Here is a 17895-nt window from a genome sequence, read left to right as displayed (position 1 = left end):
GGACCGGCCGCGAGGGATTGGCAGGGTAAAGCCTCACCGCGGCGATTCGGGAAAAGGCACGACCGTGCCGATCACGGTGGCACCGCATCGGTTGCCGGGCCTGGGTCATCTGGTGCCCCTGCTGCGCGATCCGTTTCGTTTCCTGGAGTCTCTGTCCGCGCACGGTGATCTGGTGGGTATCGGTCTCGGGCCGTTCACCGCAGTGGTGGTCTGCGATCCTTACCTTACCTGGCAGGTGCTGCGCGACGACCGCGTCTTCGACAAAGGCGGGCCGTTGTACGACAGCGGCAGGAACATGACCGGCGAAGGCTTGGCGACCTGCCCACATGCGAAGCATCGGCGCCAGCGACGGCTGCTACAACCAGCGTTCCACCCAGACCGTGTCGCAGGGTATGCGCCGGTGATGACCCGGACGCTCACCGAGATGGTCGATTCCTGGCATGACGGCCAGATCATCGACGTCAAAACACAACTTCGCACGTTCGCCGGCAAGGTGATCGCTGCGACACTGTTCAACCATGCGATCCCGGAATCGGCCCAGAACCGGCTGCACCACGATGCCGAGGTCATCCTTGCAGGTGTAATTCGGCAGGTGCTGATGCCGGAGTGGCTGCGACGATGGCCGATCCTGGGCAACCGCGCCTGCGCGCAGGCGGCTATCGAAGCGCGCACAATACTCGCCGAGCTCGTCTCCGCGCGCCGCGCCGAGGGGACCGATCACGGTGATCTGTTCGCGACGATGCTCACCGCCCGTGACAGCGACGGCGGGCAGTTGAGCGACGCCGAGGTCATCGACCATGTCCTCACGTTCTTCTTCGCTGGCACCGATACCGCCGCCACAGTGTTGGCGTGGGCGTTGCTCCTGCTCGACCAGCACCCCAATATCGCCGCTCGCCTGCACGCTGAGGTTGATACAGTTCTGGCCGGGGGCTCTGCCTGCCACGAGGACCTACCTAACCTGCCATTCACCGGCCAGGTCTTAACCGAAGTCCTGCGCTTACGTCCACCGCTCTGGGTGGCCACGCGTACGGTGACCGAAGACACCCAACTCGGCAGGCACTGGCTGCCTGCGGGCACCACCGTGATCTACAGCTCGTATCTGATCCACCACCGGCCAGACCTGTATCCCGACCCCGATCGGTTCGACCCTGACCGGTTCGACCCGGCCTCACCACACCACCCCCCACGTCATACGATGGTGCCGTTCGCCACCGGTGCCCGCAAATGTATCGGCGACACCTTCGCCATGACCGAGGCAACTCTGGTCCTGGCAACGATTGCCGCGCGCTGGCGGCTGCGGACCCTCCCCGGCATCGACACCAGGCCCACCCTCGCCGTAGTAGCGCAACCTCGGCAACTGCGGATGCACGCTACTGCACGTACTACACCACAAACTGCCCGATCGGGACTGCTGCACGATAGGTGAGATCCGAGACGCTCGAAAACCAGCGGAATGACAGCATCGTTCAAACGACACCTATCGGTCCGCGTTTCGTGGCGCGTCCATCACGCGTTGGTCGAGCAAACGCTGGGTGAGGATGTCGTTCCAGCTGATGACGCCTACCGGCATGCCCTCCCGGCCACCACAAACACTTACAGACGATTGCCTTGTGGCCGACACGGATCTGGCGTGGGTGCTGCCGGTGATGGTGAAAGGTGCTGCTCGCGACGGTATGACAGTGGCGCGCAAGAACGCCGACTTTCCCGGGGTGATCGTGTGGGTGTTCCTGGGCAGTGGTGACGGCGGCTTCGCTGCGCGCGACCAGACGAGCATGGTGGTGCTGGATCCGCAAGTGGCGTGGGGTCTTCCCGAACGACTGGGGCTCGAGCGTGCGGAAACCAGCTGCCGGTGGCCGTCGCTCACACAAGCCTTGCGCAACGAGCTAGCAGCCTACACGGCTACTACCCCGGGCGAGTTGCGTGCATTGTTCGAGCAGCACGGCTGGCGCAAGTAGATTCCTACCCGAGCATCCGACGCTGAAGCGGACTTGCAGCTGACTGCTCGGTGCGGTCACAGACCAGTGCGGCGATGCCTTGCCCTGCGAGCCCGAGTTCCATGGCCCACGTTGGGTTCGACGTCGTTGTTCGCGAGTCCGCGGCGCCGCCGATGGACCGGACCTAGGTGGTTGGTGTCGAATGGGTGTGTTTCATCGGTGACGTGAGCTGGTTGGTGCGGGCTTATCAGTCGACCGGTATCGGCGGTTGCTGGCGGTAGTCGGACAAATCCGGTTGTGGCTATTGATGTTCGGGCTCATGGTGTCGGGCGTACGGGCTCGATGGATGGGTGTCAGGCGGGGGCTGCGGTCCAACCGCCTGTGGTGTGGGCGATGCCGAGGACGGCGAGGCGGGCGAGGTTGTGCGCAGCGGCGAGCAGTCCGAAGTCGGCGGCGACTTCGACTCGTCCGCGCATGCGGGCGCGGCGTCCGCCGTGGCGGCGGCGCATCAGGTGCCCGATCTTGCGTTCCACCTTGGGCCGGGTGGCACGGTAGTCGGCCTTCCAAGCCGGATCGCGTTGGCGCTCACGACCGGTGACCAGGTATTCCTCGAAAGCACCGACCGTGATCGTGCGGCCACCGGCCGCGGTGGTGCACTGCGCGCGCAGTGGGCACCCGGTGCAGGCGACGCCCAAACAGGCGGTGCCGGTCCGACGCCCGGTGCGGGCGCCGATCGTCGCGGTGACCCCTGCCGGGCAAGTCACCGTCCGCCGGTCCAGGTCGATGGTGAAGCGGTCCTTGGCGAAATACCCTTTCACCGACGGTGAGGGCTGCCCCTTGATCCGGTTGCCAATCCCGTTGTCGTCCAACCGCTTCAGAAACTCACCCGCGCCGCAAGCGGCATCACCGAACACCGCCACCCCACCGGCTTCGGCTTCGGCTTCGGCGGGCAGGATATCGGCGAGCAGGCCCTCGGCGGCGTCGGCGTCACCGGCATTGCCGGGGGTGACGGTGGTGGCGGCGATGATCTCGCTGTCGGGATCGACGGCGAGATGGCCCTTGTAACCGTCGAACCCGCGAGCCGAGGTCTTGTGCCCGTGACGGGTCTCGGGATCGACGGTGGAGATCACCCGGTCCGCGGCGGTACCCCGCACGATACGGAAACATCCGTCATCGCCTTCGGCGATGTCCTGGCCCACCACGGTGGCCAGCAGCTGCGCGGCCCTGCCCGTCGGCTCGTCGAGTTCACACCCGTCGAGCACCGCCAGCATTGCCATCGCGTCACCGGCGCGGGAATCGATCAACTGGGCGCGGGCGGCTTCGTCGTCCCAATCGATCACCGGTTTGGCCGCGCTGGCGTAATCGTCACCGCTGCTCACCCGCGCCCGCAACATCGTTGCCAGCTCCGCATCGGCGGCGGTGAGCAGGCCCCGGATCGCCGACCGGACCAGGGTGATGGTGTCCATCGTGGCCACCGCGTCATACAACGGGGTCGAGTCCAGCACCCGGCGACGGCCTACCAGCCCTGCCCGGTGCGCGACTTGCAGCACGGTGTCGAAGATGCGGTTCGGCCGCTCCGAACGCGCCAGCCGGGCCCGCATATCGACCAGAACGGTGTGCACAAACCCCGGATAGTCGAAATCCAGGCCCCCGGCCGCGTACTTCCAACGGGCATCGAACGCGAACCGCTCCACCGCCTCCCGATCCGAAAGCCCCTCGACCCGCTGCAGCACCATCACCACCGCCACGATCATCGGCGGCACCGACCGCCGCCCGACATCGGTGAACAGATCAGCGAACATCTCATCCGGGAACAACCGGACACATTCCCGGTGCAACACACCATAAATCGAGTCCTCACCCACCCGCCCGGCGCAGAACTCGACCGTCGACCGCAGCAGATCACCCTGACTCGGCACACGCCCCAACGTCACCCGAAGCATTCTGCTCGAGACAGGCCCGCACCGCATGAAAAACACCAACCACCTAGCGGCCGTCCGGGCATCCGCCTAGGCTCCCGCATTTAAGTGCACCGTAAGCGTTCGTCTCACTGAAACCGCGATCTGAAAGCGGTGTTCGGCGAATCCTCATCGCCGGGGAGCACCAGGGACCTGGCCCCATGGCTTTGGTCCTACCGTTTCCGCAGGTCGATCTCTGTGGTTAACGCATGTATCCCCCTCCGGACACAGACACTGCGTCACGTCACCCGTTCTACCTGCGGTTATGCAGAAAGGATGGGTGCGGCGTCGAGCCAAATCAGTGCATAACCGCAGGTGGGGAACTCTGTGGTGGTTCAATTCGGATTCAGTCGAGAGAATCCTAAGAAACTGGCACGTCGGCCCGGGACAGTCATATCAAGGAAGTCTTTCCAGCTCTGCGGAAAGTCGGTTGCGGCCTTCACAATCTGGGATACGGCGGCCCCGCTCGCCACGCCGATCAGAAGGGGCTTTATGCGGAACGCTCGCCCGGTCGACTCCTCGGTGTTGGTGTCATTTAATTCTTGATGTGAATCAGTGGGCACGAAGGTCGCGCACGGCGCTGACCACCTGCTTGCACGAACGCAGCAACGCCGCCAGTGCGCCGGTCACCTGGACAGCGGCGTGGAGGACAAGGACGGTGCCGCCGATGTAGGCGATGATGTCGATCGGTGTCATGAACCTACGGTCAGGCAACTACATGTTCAGTCGCATTCGGAGCGCGAAGCTGTTGAAGCGACCTGCAAACAGGGCACAACCAGAAGTATGCTCCGAACGGAACCGAACAGCGTGGCGGTGCAAGCAGGCGGGGTGATGATCGAACCAAAGGGAATCAACACCCGCGCTGACCTACATGCCGCCTTGGCGGAGCTGCATCGCAAGGATCCTGGGCAAGGCAGCTTTCATGAGCTCGCTGCCGACGCGGAGATCAACGGCGTGGCAACGATCCACGGATGGTCACAGGAACCTCGTTTCCTCGCCGACAGACTCTCGCACTCGCCTTGATCGCCTGGGAATCCCAAATTCGCAGCATGAGCCGTGGTTCCGGGCGTACGAGCGCGCGAGTAGGGACAATTCGAATCGTCTCGGCCGACCGTTCTCCGCCCTGCCACGCTCCCACAGCGTCCGCTACCTGCGCGAACTTCTCATGTCGACCGGGCTTCTGCCACAGCGCAATCCCGGACTGCCGAAGTTCGATGATGGACGGCCGATCTGCTCAGCGCGATCGCCGCGGCCGACGATCGCCAGGTCCTCGCCACCTACATCCGATGGCACCACCGCCAGGTGCCCTGCGTGCCTCGGCCTTCTCGACCGTCCGCCAGCAATCAAGGGCCGCGTTGGATTTCCTGAACTGGCTGAGAGCACGGGAAACCCTCTTGGCCGAATGCACAACAGCACGATATCGACGATTGGTTTGCCGACGGCCCGACAACCCGCCTTCTGGCCCGCACCTTCATGACCTTCGCCATCCGGCGACGGCTTGCCCGAAGTTGCGAATTCCCAACCCACCCAGGGGCGTCCGCACCGGACCGGGTACGAGGTGGAGCCGTCATGCCCCGCCGGGCTGCCCGATCGGCCGGTGGAGTCCGGTCCCCAAGGCGCCGCGCGCGAGCCACACGGTAACCGTGAACAGCGCCACTCCCCCGACGGCGAGTCCGGCACCGACCGCCGCGGGTGCGGTGTAGCCGTACCCGGCAGCGATAACCAACCCGCCCAACCAGGCGCCCGAAGCATTCGCCATATTCAGTGCGGCGTGATTGAGCGCGGCGGCCAAGGTTTGCGCATCATGGGCCACATCCATCAGCCGGGTCTGCAATCCGGGCGCAAGCGCGGCGCTCGATGCTCCGACCAGGAAGGTGCCGATGCCGGCGGTGTACGGATTACGTGCGGCGACAACGAATCCGGCGAGGATGACAACCATCGAGAGCAATGACACGAACACCGCGCGGTCCACCCCGCGATCGGCCAGCACACCGCCGAGTATATTGCCGGTGACCATGCCCGCCCCGAACAGCATCAGCACGATCGGCACCAGATCCTGCCCCATACCGGCCACATCGGTGAGCGTCGTGGCGATGTAGGTGAAAACGGCGAACATGCCGCCGAAACCGATGGCCCCCACCGCTAAGGTGAGCAGCACCTGGGGGCGCCGGAGCGCACCGAGTTCGGTGTGCGGATCGGTCACCCTAATTCCGTTCAGCTCGGGAACGAATCGCGCGATGGCGACGACGGTGGCTGCTCCGATGACCGCGACCACCGCGTATCCGCTACGCCAACCGAGGTGCTGACCGAGCCATGTGGCGGCCGGCACGCCGACCACGTTGGCGGCGCACAATCCCAGAATGACGACTGCCACCGCTTTGGCACGCTGTCCTACCGGAGCCAAGGTGGCGGCGGCCAGCGATGCCACCCCGAAATAGGCGCCGTGCGGCAATCCGGAGACGAACCGGGCGAGAACGAGCGTTTCGAACGAGGGCGCCACCACCGAGGCGGCATTGCCCACAGTGAATCCGATCATCAATGCGATCAGCAGCCGCTTGCGGGGCATCCTCGCGGACAGCGCCGCGATCAGGGGAGCACCGACCACCACTCCGAGGGCATAGGCCGAAACGGCGTGCCCGGCAGTGGGTTCGGACACCGTCATGGCACGTGCGACATCCGGCAGCAAACCCATGGCGATAAATTCGGTGGTACCGATACCGAACCCACCGAGTGTCAACGCCAATATGGCCGGGATATGCCAATCCTTGCGCGGAAGCGTCGATACATCGTCGGTCGGTTCAGCAGCCGTGGATTGTGATTCCGGAGCTCGGGCGGGTACGAAGTTGCTCATGGTCAAGCGATACACACCGGACACCCCACCTCTCAGCAGCGGGAAGATGGCCTTGCTCACTGTCCCGGTTCAGGCGGGCGTAGACCTACAACGTTGACAGATTCACAGAAGGCGTCTACTGGAGGTACGCACCAGTAGGGCGGTCGGGAGACCGCCGGGCGGGAGTGCGCGATGACACCGATGCGCGTATACGGGCGACCCGCCAGGCATCGCGTCCGGCTCGGAGTTCACACCTCGACTGAGACTGAAGCCGAAAAACCGGCATACCGGGCACATCGATGGCGCGTTGTGGCCCCGAGCATCTACGATCGCTGCAACAGTCATGTGTTGCGACGACCAGTTGAATCCGCCCAGTACTGGCAATCCGATTGGGACCTTTGCCGCAAGTCGTCTACGACCAGCTGAGCTGGCTACCGGCGCCCAGGCGCGTCATCGTGAGCGGCTGCCCAGTTCAACTCGATGCCTACCCATTCGAGCTCGGCAACACCCTCTACATCCTCGGCGGAGCCGACGACATGATCGTGCTGCAGGTGATCCCGTCGAGCACCGACGCCCGCACCGCGCTCATGGCCGCCGTCGCCCCACCACCGCAGAACGAGCCGTCGGTAACAAGCTGGTCGCATGTACGAGATCGAGATCTTGTGTGAACTCGTGGAGCAGGTGACTCCGCAGAATTGTCTGTGGTAGAGCACGCCCCGGCCGCCCTGCTCAGTCATAACGAAACCGCTTAACGTGACTCTTGTCGAAAGTGGTCCCGTCTCGGCGGCGGCGGAACAGTTCGGCGTAGGCGAGCGTGCCGGTCACCGCTGGTGTGGGCAGCGAGCAATTCGAAATCGCGGGCCTCGGCTAGCGTGAACGAGCGGCGGGCGGCGGTGCCTCTGGGGCCGAGTGCCCGGCCGCTGGGCCGGGAACGGCAGGACATGCCAACAGTTCCCTCCGACGCGGCCGAGAGATGGTGACGCCGTCACCAGTTCAACCTACCGGGACCCGTTGACCTCGCGATGACGGCGTCACCACAAAAGTGCTACGTTGGGGCGCGAAACGAACTCGAGTGTCTTGAAAGACCTGTTAAGACCCCGCAATGACCCAGGTCGCCAAGCCTATGAGCAGGACGTTTACAAAAGTGGACATAGGGGTTCGAGTCCCCTTAGCTCCACTGATGTGGTCATTGCGCGAACCACTCCTTTGGAGGCCGTTTCCAGCGCCGAGCTGCCCCGCCGGGTGTGGTCTGGTCGCGCATCAGGCTTGACAGGGCGAGCTGTCAACCTTCGCCGAAAGCCGCGACCACAGTCGCAGCATCCGAACCGAGGACTCTTCCCACGTCGGCGCGGCCCACTGACCCGCCCTCAGTTCGGCGCGCCGGCGACTTCTTTCCTGCGGGTCCGCGCACAGCCGTATCACGTGACCAGCGAACGTGTCCGCGTCATCGGCGAAGCAGACGGCCGACCGCAGCGGTTCGGGTATGCCTTGGATTCCGCCGACAGTCGTGGACACCAGCAAGCAGGATCGCCGGATCGCCTCGATCATCTTGACCTTCACACCGCCGCCGATCCGCAGCGGGCACAGCACGATGTCGGACCGATCCAGCTCTGCCGGGAGATTGTCAACGTAGCCGAGCAGCTCCGCGCCCGCGCATTCCTCGCTCAGCCGGGCCAGCTCCGGGGTGAGATTCTTTCCGGCGAGCACCAGCCGGGCTTGCGGGACCCGCTCGCGGATTCGCGGAAAGACCTCGGCTATCAGCCAGGCGAATGCGTCTCGGTTAGGTGGGTAGTCGTAGTCAGCGACGAAGAACAGCCGTGGCGAGGTCAGCTGACCCTCGTCGGGCGGTCGCGATGGGGCCTGTGGCAGGTGATCCCAGCCGTTCGGGATCAGATGCGGATGCACCGCCGGATCCCGGTGGTGCATCTCCTCAGCGTCTTCGGGGCTGAGCGCGACGACCGCTCCCGCTCCTCGCCACGCCGACAGCTCGCGCCGACGCAGTTCGTTGATTTCGGCGGCCGACACGAGGTCGCCCGTCTCCGCCCGCTGCGCCAGGAGCTGCGACTCGATGTTGTAGTCGACCACGACGGAGCGGGACCGCAGCTCCGGCGGGACCAGGGGCAACAAGAAGTGTCGTTCCAGATGAACGACGTCGTAGCCGCCGGTTTCGGTGGCCAGGCGCCGCATGAGCTCGGTGGCCGATCGCGACGCGCGGTCCGGAGCGGGTCCGGGAGCCGACTCGTCGGCGAAGATATGGGTGCTCAGGCCAGGGAGTTCGGGCACCGCGGCGGTGTCGCGGGCGATGTCCGCGTCCGGGGCGACCACGACAAGATCGACTTTTGCTTCGTCGAGGGCGCGACGAAGCAGCATTCCGCAGCGGATTCGTAGGCCGCCCACCGTCGGCCACGGCATTTCCGGCGATACGAACAGCACGCGGGATCGGGCGCCTTGGTAGGCACCGTTCGTGCGGCTCGTGTCCATGGCAGACCCTCCAGTGTGATCGAAAATCAAAGATGGTGGTGCGGCGACTTCTTCGGTATCTTATGTCTCACTGTGGCGAGGTTGCGATCCAAAGCAAGCGGTTGTTGAATCCTTGCCACACGACCGAACAAGAAGAAAGCGGTACGCCATGCGTATTCTTGTCACTGGCGGTGCCGGTTATGTTGGTTCCGTATTAGTGCCCCTCCTTCTCGCGGAGGGACATCAAGTCAGAGTAATTGACTACATGAGGACCGGTGGCAGGGGACTCCTTTCCTGTTGTGCGCATCCCCGTTTCGAGTTGGTCCACCGGGACATGTTGGACGATGAGGCGCTGGCGTCCGCGCTGGAGGGCGTCGATGCTGTAGTCCACCTCGCGGCGATCGTGGGTCACCCGGCCTGTCAACGTGAGCCGGCGTATGCCTGGGCGATGAACGTGGACGCCACCCGCCGCCTGGTCGAACTTCGGGAGCGTGATCAGCGAGTTCTGTTCGCCTCCACTGGAAGTGTCTACGGAAAGGTCCGTGACGCCATCTGTACGGAGCAGACCGAACTCAACCCGCTCACTCTGTACGGGCGATCGAAGGCGGCCGCCGAGCAACTGGTGCTGGAGGGCGGGAACAGCGTTGTCTACCGCTACGCGACGGCGTTCGGGGTGAGTCCGTCCATGCGCGTCGACTTACTCGTCAACGATTTCGTGCACCAAGCCGTCCACCGCGGCAACCTGGTTGTCTATCAGGGCGATTCCCGGCGGACGCTGATTCATGTCCGGGACATGGCGAGGTCGATCGCCTTCGCGCTGCGGAACTGGGATTCCGTCGTCGACGACGTCTACAACGTGGGCGATGAGACGTTAAACCTATCGAAGGCTGACATCGTGGATAGAATCCGTGAACGCATCAACTGTTATCTACACTTCGCCGAATTTGCCGCCGATCCCGATCAGCGTGACTACGAGGTGTCATACGAGAAGATCCGCGCGAAGGGCTTCACAACGGAAATCGACCTCGAGACTGGGCTTGCCGAATTGACGACCGCGGTCAGGCTGGTGGCGTGATGACTGACGAACGGGACACTTGCCGGATCTGCGGCTCGCCCGCCCTGCGCGAGGTGCTTGACCTGGGGGAGCTTGCGGTGTCGGATTTCGCAGACGGAGCCGAACCTCTTTTCGCGCCACTGGTTCTGGCACTCTGCGACCCGGACGAAGGCGGCTGCGCGTTCCTCCAACTCAAACACCAGGCCGTCGACTCGTCGCTGTTGTATACGCAGTACTGGTACCGGTCGGGCACCAACGAGTCCATGCGAATGGCGCTGGCCGACATCACCGCCGCAGCGCAGGCAGCGGTGCCACTCGTGGCCGGGGACATCGTCGTCGACATTGGTGCGAACGATGGCACCTTGCTTCGGAGCTACCAGCGTGATGATCTGAAACTGGTGGGCTTCGAGCCCGCCGAGAACCTTCAACCCGAGGCTGCCGCCGGCACCGACCTGATCGTGCCGGAATTCTTCAACGCGGACGCGTTCAGCCGCGCTCTCGGTTCGGCGGCGAGGGCGCGGGTGATCACGTCGATCGCGATGTTCTACGACCTCGAGCAGCCCCATGATTTCGTTGCCGACATCGCCCGCATCCTGGCCCCGGACGGGCTTTGGGTGGTACAGATGGCTTATCTGCCCACGATGCTGTCCGGCAACAACTTTGACAACATCTGCCACGAGCACGTCGGCTACTACTCGCTCGACGTGATGGACCGGCTGGTCCGGGCGCACGGGCTGGAAATCAAGGACGTCGAGCTGAACGACGTCAACGGCGGAAGTTTCCGCCTCTACATCCAGCATGGGGCGCACACCGATGAACGGTGGCAGTCGGGCGGCGGTAGTGACCGGGTCGAGGAACTGGCCTGCACGGAGCGTGCGCTGGCATTGACCGAGGCCGATACCTACCGGAAGTTCGCAAGCCGGATAGCCGAAATCCGGCAGGAGGTCCGGGACTTCGTGGAGAGCGAACTCTCCGACGGTAAGGTCATGCACATCTACGGCGCGTCGACCAAGGGCAACACGATCCTCCAGTACTTCGGGCTGGATCATCGTCATTTCCCGCTTGCGGCGGAGCGCAACCAGGACAAGTGGGGCCTGCGGACCGTGGGTACCGAGATCCCTATGGTGTCCGAGGAAGAGTCCCGGCAAGCGAAGCCGGACTACTTTTTCGTGCTGCCCTGGCATTTCCGGGACGCCTTTCTGACGCGGGAACGAGACTTTCTCGACTCCGGTGGCGGCATGATCTTTCCGCTGCCGGAGCCATCGCTTGTCCGGATGGTCGACGGCGAACTGCGAGAAACCGCACTGGGTAAGGAGAACGGCCGCTGACTGCCGTCTACGGTATTGACGCGGGAGGGACGCGGACGCGGATTTCCGTTCAGGCGCCCGGCAGGCCCGACATCCGGCGGGAGATCGGTTCGATCAATCGCGCGACGGTCGGCGAGACAGCCGCGCGGGATCGGCTGCGCGAAACGTTCGACATCGTCACCGACGCCACCAACGGACAAGTTTCGGTCGGCTGGCTCGCCACGGCGGGCATCGTCGCGGAGACCGCGGCCGGGGAACTCTCCGTGATACGCGGACTGCTCCCCGAGGGATCTCGGCTGCTGGTGGCCTCCAACGACGCCGTACCCATGCTCTTCGCGCCGCCGTTGACCGACCGAGGGGCCGTCGTAATCGCTGGTACCGGAAGCGGGTTTCTCGGTGGCGACGGGGAAACGGTCGTGCAGTTGGGCAGTCACGAGTACCTCGGCGCGGACCAGGGCAGCGCCTTCGACATCGGCATGCAGGGCCTCCGGGCGGCGTTATCGGCCCGCGACGGCATCGGTCGCCCCTCGGCCCTGTCCGAGGCACTGTCTCAGTGCGCGAGTCGGGACATCGCCGCCGAGGCCAGGCGACTCGCGGCGCTCCCGTTTCCCAAACAAGAGGTAGCGCGTCTCGCACCGACGGTGATCCAGTGCTGGCTCGACGGCGACGATGTCGCAGGAACCGTTATCGCCACCGCGGTTGAGGCGCTGGCCGCGGGGGCGGCGCGGATACGCGAGTTGCTGCGCCTGTCCGCAGCGGACGGCACTGTGCTCGCGGGAGGTCTCGTCACCGGCTCCGCGGACTTCGCCGCCGCTGTCCGCGTCGCCATCGAGCGAGCGAGCGGTCCGCATCAGGTGACCGTCTGCGCCGATCCCGCCGCGAAGGTTCTGTCGTGCGCCCGCAGGCTCGCCGAAGCCGGCGACCGGCCGTCGATCAGCCGAGCCTATGTGGACAGGCACGTTTGGCTGATGGGCACACCGTGCTAGAGCTCGAAGTTCTGACCCCGCCACGCCGTCATTCCCTTACCTGCGAAGCACTTCTCTTCGACATGGACGGCACGCTGATCGACTCGCAGGCGTGCATCGAGCAGGTGTGGCGGGATTGGGGTGTGCGGCACGGGCTGGACATCGGCGAACTGCTGCGGGTATCGCATGGACGCCGGAACGACGAAACCGTCCGGATCATGGCCCCGCATCTGGACATCGCCAATGAGCTCGCTTATTTGACCAAGGCCGGCGAGAACTGCCGGGACGGTATCACGGCGGTCCAGGGTGCGCGCCGGCTGCTGGACCGGCTCGACCCGGAACGCTGGGCCGTGGTGACCTCCGCTTGGCGCCGACTGGCCGAGATCCGGCTCGGCTGCGCCGGCCTGGAGGTACCTGGAGTCCTGGTCACCGCCGACGATATCGAGCGGGGCAAACCGCATCCGGACGGATACCTCCATGCCGCAGCCAGGTTGGGCGTCGAGCCAGCTGGGTGCGTGGTGGTGGAGGACGCCCCGGCCGGGATCGCTGCGGCGCGAGCGGCCGGCATGCGCGTCATCGGCATCACCACGACGGTCGAGCGCGAGCGACTGGAATGTGAGTGGTGCGTCGATGATCTCACGGCCTTGACCGTGGAGGCGTGCTGACAATACGAAGGTGGACCTCCGGCGACCAGTCAATACCAGCACCTTGTCCTTGTGGGCCTTGTCGGACATGAAGATTCCTCTCTTTCGAACAGAACGCTGATTCAGCGAGTCTTGCTACATGCAATGGATTTTCGACCGGAACCGATACAAGCCGGCCGTTGCTTGATCATGCCGGTTCCTCCTGGCGAGACCTGACTTCGGACACGTTTCGGCGCGGCTCTTTGCGGCGGGTTGTTGATCTGGGCTTTTGCTGGTTATCTGGTGCGAAAGAAGGTTTCCGCCAATCATTGTCGGCCGCGTGCGCGGCCCACGCCGGGCTGGGGCCGGCGTCGCTGGTGCTCTACGACGTGAGCACCCTGTATTTCGAAACCGACGTCGGTAACGGGTTCCGGGAACCGGGTTCACCAAGGAACGCCGCCTGGAACCACAGATCATCATCGGCCTGCTCACCGACGCGACCGGGTTCCCGCTGATGGTGTCGGCGTTTCACCGGCAGCATCGTGGCGGTCTGACCCGGACTCGGGTCAACGCTCCGCGGGGTCACCGGCGAGCTGCGGCAGCAGCGAGCCCACGACGGTGTGGATCTCGCGGATCTGTTCGGATGACGCTGCGGTCAGCGGTGGGCGGACTCGGGTCGGGAACCCGAGCAGCCGGGCCGACACCGCGGCTTTGGCGAAGGCGATATCGCTGATAGGCAGCCGCTTAGGCCATAAAGGTAGCGGACCCTTCCTGGATCTGAGATGCTGTAGCGGAATGAGGCGGACTGAAACGTCCGTAGTTTACACGTCATACGCATCTGAGAATTCTCACGGGCTCATGACGTTGATACCGGATGGGCAGGTTTGGCAGCGTGGAAAAAACCTCGCAGGAAACAGGAACTGGCACGGGTGCCGATCCGATCGACCGGGCGCCGGGAATCGCGGAACCGATTCCCGAGGACGTTCCGCACGAGGCCGCGACACCGCAGGTCGTGGCACCAGGGATCAGGATGCTCACGTTCCCTGGTGTCAAGAACGTCGTCAAACAGTGGGGTCAGGAACGATGGTTGCACGAGTCAGACAGTCCGTTCGGTTTCAAGGTGGTCCGCATCCGGGCGGGGCACCGGACCAGCCTGCAATACCACGAACACAAGCGGGAGACGTACTTCATTCTGGACGGGGATGCCGTTCTGCATTATCGCGCTGCGCTGGACGCGCCGAATCAGCTGATCCCGTTTCCGGCCGGCTCAGTGGCACATGTGGATCCGGGCGCCGTGCATCGAGTCGCCGCGGTAACGGACATTGTTCTCGTTGAGGCGTCGACCGCCGACGACGGCACCGACAATGTCCGGGTGGAGGATGATTACGGACGTAAAGACGGTCGAATCGCCGAGGAACATTGATTGTCAGCACGCCTCCACCGTCAAGGCCGTGAGATCATCGACGCAGCACTCACATTCCAGTCGCTCGCGCTCGACCGTCGTGGTGATGCCGATGACGCGCATGCCGGCCGCTCGCGCCGCAGCGATCCCGGCCGGGGCGTCCTCCACCACCACGCACCCAGCTGGCTCGACGCCCAACCTGGCTGCGGCATGGAGGTATCCGTCCGGATGCGGTTTGCCCCGTCGGCACAAGCTTCCGTCAGCAGCTCGAGCATTTCGTTCCGAGGACCACACCCCATTCAGTATTCGAGCTGGACCCGTCCACCGGTTTTGACCGGCTCCGAACTCGTCTGTGTCGCCGTCGCCCCGCCCAGGCCTTGCTCGGATTCACCTCCGAAACACACTGGCTGCGATATGCCCGCAGCACTCGAGGGGTATGTTCCCGGATCTGCCTCAGCAGTCCGGCTACAACAAGCGCCTGCGGGCCGGACTCGGCCTGGTCAAGCGGGTCATCCGGATGCTGGCACGATCCAGCGACTTCTGGCTGCATGACTGCTGGATCGTGGACTGTACCCCGGTGCCCTGCGGTATGTCCCGGCTCACGGTGCAACGTTCGGAGCTGGCTGGGTGGCCGGTTACAGCTACTGCGCGTCGCACTCGCGGTTCTACTCGAGGGACGTCGAAGCGTATCGCTTCCGAGGGAGCACACGTCACATAGGTCTCGGTCGTCTCGAGAACAGGTCGGCAACAAGCCCAGTGAGCGAGTCCGGTGCGGATCGCAGATGTGGGTGTGGTCATTTGCCGTGATCCTCATCGTGGATCCGGAACTCCGGTGAGGTGCCGCTGAAGGGGACGCGGTCGTCGCCGAGCTTCACGGCGTCGCCGAAGTACCGGATCCGGTAGCTGCCGGGTGTCGCGTCGGCGGGGCTGTGCCAGACGATGGTGACTCGCGAGCTCTGGGCGGGGCCACGCGACCAGCTGAAGGTGGTCGTCCAGTCGCCGTCGTCGGCGATCGTTCGCCAGCGATCCCCGTCGCGCCGCTGCACCATGAGATAAGTCTTGCCGCGATGCAGGTCGTTGTTGGGGTGCGCGCCAGCGAATTCGACGCTCACTTGCTCCCCGGCGCGATACGCCGGCTCCGGCTCGGTGAGCACGTCGCCGAAGTTCCGTCCCACCGGCGGAAAGTCTGGCGGCGGTGTGGTTTTCGACGGCCGCTGCAGCTCCGACAGATCGGGTGCCGCGGCACCGGACGGTACCGCGTTGCCGTCGTGCATCGCGGTCGCGAGCTGCGCCGCGATCTGCTGCAGGGCCGGCAGCTCCCATCGACCGAACAAGGTGCTCGCGCCCTCGTAGTGCTGTACGACGTACTCCTCGGGAGTCGTGACGTAATGGATATAGGCATTGGTGTATCCGGCGACCAGGACGTTGGCCAGCTCGGCGCCGAGAATGGCTGCCACGGTGCGCCGCAACCGGAGGCCGGCGGTGATCGTCACCTCGCCCGGAATACCGAGCAGATACAGCTCGCCGATTTGGACGAGTTGCACCGGAACGATCTCTTGCACGTACGGCCCTAATCGATTGAGCAGCCTGCCCGGAGCAACGATCGCCTTGGGCGCCTGCACATCCCGCAGTGCGGGCGCGAACCGATACGCCAACCGCGACAGCACATCCCAGCCCGGATTACGGCCTTCGTGAAAGGTCTTCCAGTGGGTAGGTCCGTCGAACCCCGCGCCGGCGAAGGCGGCCGCACCCGCGGCAGGTTTGCCGGTGCGGTGCTCGCGCCCGTCTCCGGTGAACTCCGCGGACACGGTCACCGCGGACAGATCGACATGCACGAAGCGGTAATCGATGCTGCCGGCCATTCGAGGCATGTATCCCGCGGCGAGTTTCGCTGCGGCCTCGTATTGGCGCAGGCCGAGGATCCGGGTGTTCTCGAACTCGTCGCCGGTAGGGCCGTGACCGGGCCTGCCGTCCAGATTGGGCGACATATCACCGGCGTTGGTCTGCGCGAATGCCGCGACGAAGTCGGGATCCGGATCCGCCAGGTAGTCCACGCCCTCGACCACGCGTTCCCAGTGATAGGCCGCGTATCCCTTGTTGTCGCCGCTGATCAGCGTGTTTCGGTTGGTCATCGACGTGCCGTGCGAGGCGAACCAGTTGATGGCGCCGACCGGTTCGCCCTCGCGATCGATGCGCAGCAAGGTCGTCTGCGGGTCGATGGCGTCGGGGAAAAAATCCTTTTCCTCCTGCGGATTTCGGTCGAATGCCGCACGCGAGCGATTGACGCTGGCCTCGCGCAGCTCGCCGTGTGTCAGGCGCAGGGTGGCCGGTGCGAGATCCTCGTGTGCCCGCTCCACCGCCTCGACGATGCCGTCGACGATTGCCGCGAAGGTCTTGGGGCGGAACCCGATCGAGCTGTTGTAAAACCGGTGGTGCGAATAGCCGCCGGGCCCGCAGTGGGTGTGGGTTGCGGTGAGCATCACGTTGGACTCGGTGTAGGTGTCGCCGAAGCGCTGAACCAGGCGGTGCAGCACCTCCTGGGTGATGCTGGAGAAGATCAGGGGGAGGTCGGTCACGACCAGCAGCACCCGCCGATCGGAGATCGGGTCCACGAAGACGAAAGCGCGGGCGCGCAACCGGATGTGTATTCCGGTGGTCTTCTGATCGGCCTTGCCATAGCCGAGCATGCCGACCTCGGCCGGTTCTCCGGTGATGTCGGCAATGGCGCGCCCGACCAGGTGGCGGTCGGTCGAATACTTCGTTTCCGGCATCAACCTCTGTCTTCCGTCTTGTTGGCACCGGCCCGCGGCAGCCGTCCGGATTCATTACACCGACAACTAGCGAGAGTGAAGTCGGATTGTGTTGTGTGCACTGTGGTTTCGCTATTTCCATACGACAATGGAGGGTGGTTTCGTGGCAAGCGCGGCGGGACTGTCGACCATGAAGGTTCCTACACGATCTTCGGAGCCTCACCGTGACTGCTGTGTCATCGTCTCCTATCGCCATGCTTTCGCGCCACCTCGACGCGGTCGGCGCGGTCGGTGGCGAGCAGAGACGGAGTCTGCTGGAGGTGCTCGAGTCGGTCCCCGATCCGCGTAAGAAGCAGCGTGTGCGGCATCAGGTTCTCGGTGTTCAGGTGGCGCCTCTGGATCCGTCGAGATCCGGTTTGATCGATCCCCAAGGGCCACCGATCTCGACGACTGCGCGCCGCTTGGACCGGACCACAGCCTTCGGGCCGAAGACCTGTAGCCGGGTGGGGTTGTTTGACCAGCCAGGTGGAGGCTTGTAGAGGGAGCCCTAGTCATCACCTCGCGGCCGCAAACACCGTGAGATCCACAGTCCCCCAGGGCACTTTTCGGGGC

Annotated in this window: 16 protein-coding genes and 1 pseudogene; 10 read left to right on the top strand and 7 right to left on the bottom strand. The window is 64.6% G+C overall.

From position 1 onward, the window contains the following. Nucleotides 1–64: 64 nt before the first annotated feature. Entirely contained in the window at nt 65–1426 is a 1362-nt protein-coding gene (locus tag AB0H00_RS27710; RefSeq protein WP_357271985.1) for a cytochrome P450, read from the top strand. Between the two features lie 184 nt (nt 1427–1610). Continuing rightward, nucleotides 1611–1955: a hypothetical protein gene (locus AB0H00_RS27705; protein WP_357271983.1), complete on the top strand. Its 345-nt coding sequence runs from the start codon at nt 1611–1613 to the stop codon at nt 1953–1955. Between the two features lie 332 nt (nt 1956–2287). Here AB0H00_RS27705 and AB0H00_RS27700 read toward each other — a convergent pair whose 3' ends face one another. Further along, a complete protein-coding gene (locus tag AB0H00_RS27700; protein ID WP_357271981.1) occupies nt 2288–3868 on the bottom strand; it encodes an IS1182 family transposase in 1581 nt (526 codons plus the stop codon). Nucleotides 3869–4444: 576 nt separating this feature from the next. Beyond that, the gene (locus AB0H00_RS27695) at nt 4445–4588 is read right to left on the bottom strand and encodes a hypothetical protein (protein ID WP_357271979.1); all 144 of its coding nucleotides are present in this window, start codon (nt 4586–4588) and stop codon (nt 4445–4447) included. Nucleotides 4589–4723: 135 nt separating this feature from the next. Here AB0H00_RS27695 and AB0H00_RS27690 point away from each other — a divergent pair, with 135 nt between their 5' ends. Then, on the top strand, nt 4724–4915 hold the full coding sequence (locus AB0H00_RS27690; RefSeq protein WP_357271977.1) for a hypothetical protein: 192 nt from the start codon (nt 4724–4726) through the stop codon (nt 4913–4915). 544 nt (nt 4916–5459) lie between these two features. Here AB0H00_RS27690 and AB0H00_RS27685 read toward each other — a convergent pair. Further along, nucleotides 5460–6743, bottom strand: coding sequence for an MFS transporter (locus AB0H00_RS27685; protein WP_357271974.1), 1284 nt, complete (start codon nt 6741–6743; stop codon nt 5460–5462). Nucleotides 6744–7111: 368 nt separating this feature from the next. On the opposite strand from AB0H00_RS27685, the gene AB0H00_RS27680 reads away from it, so the two are divergent. Beyond that, entirely contained in the window at nt 7112–7390 is a 279-nt protein-coding gene (locus AB0H00_RS27680; RefSeq protein ID WP_357271972.1) for a DUF5994 family protein, read from the top strand. A gap of 592 nt (nt 7391–7982) precedes the next feature. Here the strand turns inward: AB0H00_RS27680 and AB0H00_RS27675 are convergent. Further along, nucleotides 7983–9203 (bottom strand): glycosyltransferase family 4 protein, encoded by a 1221-nt coding sequence (locus tag AB0H00_RS27675; protein WP_357271970.1) that lies wholly within the window; start codon nt 9201–9203, stop codon nt 7983–7985. A gap of 148 nt (nt 9204–9351) precedes the next feature. On the opposite strand from AB0H00_RS27675, the gene AB0H00_RS27670 reads away from it, so the two are divergent. The 5 genes and pseudogenes from AB0H00_RS27670 to AB0H00_RS27650 all read left to right on the top strand — a co-directional run. Continuing rightward, nucleotides 9352–10257: an NAD(P)-dependent oxidoreductase gene (locus tag AB0H00_RS27670; protein WP_357271968.1), complete on the top strand. Its 906-nt coding sequence runs from the start codon at nt 9352–9354 to the stop codon at nt 10255–10257. Continuing rightward, nucleotides 10257–11564, top strand: a complete 1308-nt coding sequence (locus AB0H00_RS27665; RefSeq protein WP_357271966.1) for a class I SAM-dependent methyltransferase — start codon at nt 10257–10259, stop codon at nt 11562–11564. Before AB0H00_RS27670 ends, AB0H00_RS27665 begins: the two co-directional genes overlap by 1 nt. After that, nucleotides 11561–12529, top strand: a complete 969-nt coding sequence (locus tag AB0H00_RS27660) for a BadF/BadG/BcrA/BcrD ATPase family protein (RefSeq protein ID WP_357272046.1) — start codon at nt 11561–11563, stop codon at nt 12527–12529. The genes AB0H00_RS27665 and AB0H00_RS27660 overlap by 4 nt, the downstream gene beginning before the upstream one ends. Next, on the top strand, nt 12436–13173 hold the full coding sequence (locus AB0H00_RS27655; RefSeq protein WP_357271963.1) for an HAD-IA family hydrolase: 738 nt from the start codon (nt 12436–12438) through the stop codon (nt 13171–13173). The genes AB0H00_RS27660 and AB0H00_RS27655 overlap by 94 nt, the downstream gene beginning before the upstream one ends. A gap of 275 nt (nt 13174–13448) precedes the next feature. Next, a pseudogene (locus AB0H00_RS27650) lies at nt 13449–13660 on the top strand (IS1634 family transposase); the annotation flags it as partial. Nucleotides 13661–13697: 37 nt separating this feature from the next. On the opposite strand, the gene AB0H00_RS27645 reads toward AB0H00_RS27650, so the two are convergent. Further along, on the bottom strand, nt 13698–13835 hold the full coding sequence (locus tag AB0H00_RS27645; protein ID WP_357272057.1) for a hypothetical protein: 138 nt from the start codon (nt 13833–13835) through the stop codon (nt 13698–13700). Between the two features lie 188 nt (nt 13836–14023). Between AB0H00_RS27645 and AB0H00_RS27640 the strand changes: the two genes are divergently transcribed. Further along, a complete protein-coding gene (locus tag AB0H00_RS27640; RefSeq protein ID WP_357271961.1) occupies nt 14024–14554 on the top strand; it encodes a hypothetical protein in 531 nt (176 codons plus the stop codon). A gap of 3 nt (nt 14555–14557) precedes the next feature. Here AB0H00_RS27640 and AB0H00_RS27635 read toward each other — a convergent pair whose 3' ends face one another. Both AB0H00_RS27635 and AB0H00_RS27630 read right to left on the bottom strand, forming a co-directional pair. Beyond that, on the bottom strand, nt 14558–14827 hold the full coding sequence (locus AB0H00_RS27635; protein ID WP_357271959.1) for an HAD family phosphatase: 270 nt from the start codon (nt 14825–14827) through the stop codon (nt 14558–14560). Between the two features lie 500 nt (nt 14828–15327). Continuing rightward, nucleotides 15328–17304, bottom strand: coding sequence for a neutral/alkaline ceramidase (locus AB0H00_RS27630; protein WP_357271957.1), 1977 nt, complete (start codon nt 17302–17304; stop codon nt 15328–15330). Nucleotides 17305–17895: the final 591 nt, after the last annotated feature.

The sequence above is a fragment of the Nocardia sp. NPDC023852 genome, assembly GCF_040639505.1.
Lineage (GTDB): Bacteria > Actinomycetota > Actinomycetes > Mycobacteriales > Mycobacteriaceae > Nocardia.
Note: the sequence above shows the minus strand (reverse complement) of the source record. Positions and strands in the feature narration are given on the sequence as shown.

Excerpts from the sequence above, each read along its gene's own strand:
- AB0H00_RS27695 (WP_357271979.1), bottom strand. The coding sequence starts at position 4,588 with ATGACACCGATCGACATCATCGCCTACATCGGCGGCACCGTCCTTGTC.
- AB0H00_RS27690 (WP_357271977.1), top strand. The coding sequence starts at position 4,724 with ATGATCGAACCAAAGGGAATCAACACCCGCGCTGACCTACATGCCGCC.
- AB0H00_RS27685 (WP_357271974.1), bottom strand. The coding sequence starts at position 6,743 with ATGAGCAACTTCGTACCCGCCCGAGCTCCGGAATCACAATCCACGGCT.
- AB0H00_RS27675 (WP_357271970.1), bottom strand. The coding sequence starts at position 9,203 with ATGGACACGAGCCGCACGAACGGTGCCTACCAAGGCGCCCGATCCCGC.
- AB0H00_RS27670 (WP_357271968.1), top strand. The coding sequence starts at position 9,352 with ATGCGTATTCTTGTCACTGGCGGTGCCGGTTATGTTGGTTCCGTATTA.
- AB0H00_RS27665 (WP_357271966.1), top strand. The coding sequence starts at position 10,257 with ATGACTGACGAACGGGACACTTGCCGGATCTGCGGCTCGCCCGCCCTG.
- AB0H00_RS27630 (WP_357271957.1), bottom strand. The coding sequence starts at position 17,304 with ATGCCGGAAACGAAGTATTCGACCGACCGCCACCTGGTCGGGCGCGCC.